The following is a 3,468-nucleotide window of genomic DNA, read 5'->3' as shown; positions in this document are numbered from 1 at the left end:
CCTCCGCCTGAGCCTCAGGTGGAAAAGCTGCCAGACGACCCGCTGCCCCCCAAGGCGGAGGAACCCTCGCCCGAGGCTGTCAAAACGCCACCTTCGCCGCCTGCACCGGTCAAGCCGTCGCCCATGGTGGCGCCGCCTGCCCCTATTACGCAGCAGGCCGATCAGGTGCCGGACATGGTGGTGCCCTCGCACATCACCCAGCCGAACAAGGTCAAGAAATCCGTGCCGGACACGCATTCGCTGCTGGCAACGCTTGATGCCTTCCGCACGGATCAGAAACAGACCCACCCGCCCAAGGCGCGTGCAAACCCGCTGGCGGGTGGCGCGCCCGGTGGCGGTGGTTCGCCCGTTGGTAATATTGTCGGCAGCCTGAGCGTTGGCCAGCAGAAAGCCATCGGCGCACAGGTACGCCGCTGCTACACCGAGGATACGGCAGCGAAGGATTACGCCACTTTTGTCGCGCATCTGGTGGTGACGGTCGATGGCACGGGTGAGGCGCGTATCGTGCAGTTCTCGCCGGAAACCCAGGCGCGTATGGACGCGGATTCATCATACCGCGCACTGGCCGAGCGGGCCCGTGCCGCCGTGCTGAATCCGACCTGCGCCAAACTGCCCATTCCAAAGGAACTGCTCGGGCAGACCCAGCAGTTGAAATTTGTGTTCAGGCCTTGAAAATCAGGCCAGAGGGAGGACAAAACATGCTGAAAAGTACCCGGCCTCTTATTTCCGATCAGGAAGCCGATCTGCTTGCGAGCAGCCTGCGCCGTCGCACGCTGTTGGGCGGCGGTCTGGCTGCTGCTGGAATTCTGGCCGTGCCGCTTGAAGGGACTGCCCGCGCGGCGACTTCGGGGGCCGAGGCTGAAATCACCGTCGATCAGGCGCGTACGGCTCCTATCCCCATTATCGTGCCTGACCTTGGTTCAGGGCTGGGGCAGCAGATCGCACAGGTGCTGACCAACGACCTGAACACCACAGGGCTGTTCAAGGTCATTCCCGGTGGGGCCAATGCAGGCACGCCCGACTTTGCCGCCGCCAAGGCCATGGGTGCCCATGCGCAGGTGACGGGTAGTGTTACGGGCAGCGGCTCGTCCGTGCGGGTGGAAATCCGCCTGTGGGATGTGCTGGCGCACCAGCAGATTCAGGGCACGGCCTACACCACCTCAGCCGCTAACTGGCGTCGTATCGCCCATATCGTGGGCGATGTGATCTATGAGCGCATGCTGGGCGAAAAAGGCTATTTCGATACCCGCATCGCCTTCATTTCGCGTAACGGCCCCCGTGGGCGCCAGACCACGCGGCTCGCGATCATGGATCAGGATGGGGCAAACTGCCGCATGCTGACGGCAGGCCGCTGGCTGACCCTGACGCCGCGCTTCAGCCCCACGCGGGATGAAATCGCGTTCATGTCCTACGCCAATGACCGGCCGCGCGTGTATCTGTTCAACCTCAGCACGGGGCGGCAGCGGGTTCTGGGCGACTTCCAGGGCATTTCCTTCGCACCGCATTTCTCACCCGATGGGCATACGGTTGTGCTGTCGGTCACGCGCAATGGTGGGTCTGACCTGTATACGGTTGACCTGTCCTCGGGCGTGCGGCGGCAGATCACGGCATCCGGCGCGATCGACACCAGCCCCAGTTTCAGCCCTGACGGCTCGCAGATCGTGTTCAACTCCGACCGTGGGGGTGCGCCTCAGCTCTACATCATGCCGGCTACGGGTGGCGCTGCTCGTCGTATTTCCTACGGGCAGGGCACGTATGGCACGCCGGTATGGTCGCCCCGTGGGGATCTGATTGCCTTTACGCGGATTGCCAACAACGCTTTCTCGCTCGGTGTCATGGCACCGGACGGCACGGGCGAACGGATCATGACCGAAGGCTTTACCGTGGAAAACCCGAGCTTCTGCCCCAACGGGCGTGTGCTGGTCTATTGCCGCCAGACACGGGCCGGGGCCGGTGGTAGCGGGTTCAGCTCCGGGATCGGTATGGTGGACATTACCGGCTTTAACGACCGTGTGGTGTCCACGCCCGAACAGGCGTCTGACCCCACATGGTCGCCGCTGAACGGCTGAGCCACAATATTTTTGTGCCTTGGAGTCTCCACGCCGTGTGCGTGAGAGACGACAGGGCCAGAAAATGGCGGTAGAAAGCCGTACAAAACTACGTGAGTTCAAAGGGATGAACACAGGTTTTCCCTCAGGACTGTGTCGTTTCGGTATCAGTATTGTCATGCCAGTCATGACAAATTGAAATGGAACTTGACCCCGCCGATAAGCTATGGCTTAGGGCGAATTGGTCTCCAAAATTCGTCGGCTCTTCGAAGGGATTCGCAGAGGAGCTGGAGGGTGCGAGGGGATACAAGGTTATTAACTCTTTTTTCTCCGAATAGCTCCCTTTTGGGGCTAGTTCTCAGGATCCGACACATGAGACTGAAAGTTGTTGCCGCGCTTGGTATGGTTGCTCTTCTGTCAGCCTGCGCGAATGAAAAGGCGAACACCGGCGCCTCTACGGGTGCGAGCATGCCGTCTGGCCCGGTTCCGGGCAGCGAAGCTGACCTCGTTGCCAATGTTGGCGACCGCGTGTTCTTTGATCTCAACAAGAGCGGCCTGAAGGACGACGCAAAAGCCACCCTGCAGAAGCAGGCTGACTGGATGGCGAAGTATCAGCAGGTTAACGTTGAAGTCGCTGGTAACTGCGATGACCGCGGCACCGAAGAATACAACATCGCCCTGGGCCAGCGCCGCGCTAACGCCGCGCGTGACTTCCTGGTGTCCAAGGGTGTGACGTCTTCGCGCATCTCCACCATTTCCTATGGCAAGGACCGTCCCACGGCTCTTGGCGACAACGAGGAAGCTTGGGCGCAGAACCGTAACGCCATTACCTCCGTTAAGTAAGAATTTCAGTATTTCTGAATTTCTGATCTGATCGGCTGACAGGCCGGGCCCCAAAGGCCCGGCCTGTTTTGTTTTTTACGTACTTGATTTTGCCGGGCACAATGGTGAAATCCTTGCCCGACAGGAAAGCAAGCGAGAGGTTCCCATGAAGGCCAGAGTCATGACAGGGCAGGGTGCGCGACAGGGTTTGGCGGCGTTGGGTGTGGTGGCATTGCTGGCCACGACAGCACCCGCAGGCTGGGCGCAGGATGTTTCCAGCCGTGAAGGCATTGCCTTGCAGAATCAGATTCTGGCGCTCAGGCAGGAACTCGAACAGGCTCAGTCCGCACGGGGCGGCGATAGCGCTCCCCCGGTCGCGTCTACGGGCGGGACAGCGGCCAATGGGGATCTGGTTTCCCAGTTGCTGGAGCGTGTCAGCACGCTGGAGCAGCAGCAGCGCGATATGCGCGGCGAAATCGACCAGTTGACCAACGACCTCCAGCAAAAGACCGCAGCACTCGCCAAGCAGATTGGCGATAACCAGTTTGCTGCCCAGAATGGTGGCGGTGGTGCCGCCGCCGGAGCCGCGGCCTCCACG

At 61.0% G+C, this 3,468-nt stretch carries 3 protein-coding genes and 1 pseudogene; all 4 read left to right on the top strand.

Translation table 11 applies throughout. The features are described 5' to 3' along the window. Positions 1-672, top strand: a 672-nt coding sequence (locus JCM25143_RS14690) for a hypothetical protein (protein WP_025861777.1), incomplete at its 5' end; no start/stop codon positions are given. A 26-nt stretch (positions 673-698) separates the two neighbouring features. After that, positions 699-2,069 carry a Tol-Pal system beta propeller repeat protein TolB gene (gene tolB / locus JCM25143_RS14685; protein WP_025861775.1) on the top strand — a complete coding sequence of 457 codons (1,371 nt, stop codon included), beginning with the start codon at positions 699-701 and terminating at the stop codon, positions 2,067-2,069. 351 nt (positions 2,070-2,420) lie between these two features. Beyond that, entirely contained in the window at positions 2,421-2,891 is a 471-nt protein-coding gene (gene pal / locus JCM25143_RS14675) for a peptidoglycan-associated lipoprotein Pal (protein ID WP_025861774.1), read from the top strand. Between the two features lie 145 nt (positions 2,892-3,036). Further along, positions 3,037-3,468: pseudogene (locus JCM25143_RS24495) on the top strand (hypothetical protein); the annotation flags it as partial.

The sequence above is a fragment of the Acetobacter papayae JCM 25143 genome, assembly GCF_000613285.1.
GTDB classification, from domain to species: Bacteria; Pseudomonadota; Alphaproteobacteria; order Acetobacterales; family Acetobacteraceae; genus Acetobacter; species Acetobacter papayae.
This window is presented reverse-complemented; position numbering and strand designations above follow the sequence as displayed.

What these genes read in the sequence shown, in the direction of transcription:
- tolB (WP_025861775.1), top strand. Translation starts at nt 699, where the DNA reads ATGCTGAAAAGTACCCGGCCTCTTATTTCCGATCAGGAAGCCGATCTG.
- pal (WP_025861774.1), top strand. Translation starts at nt 2,421, where the DNA reads ATGAGACTGAAAGTTGTTGCCGCGCTTGGTATGGTTGCTCTTCTGTCA.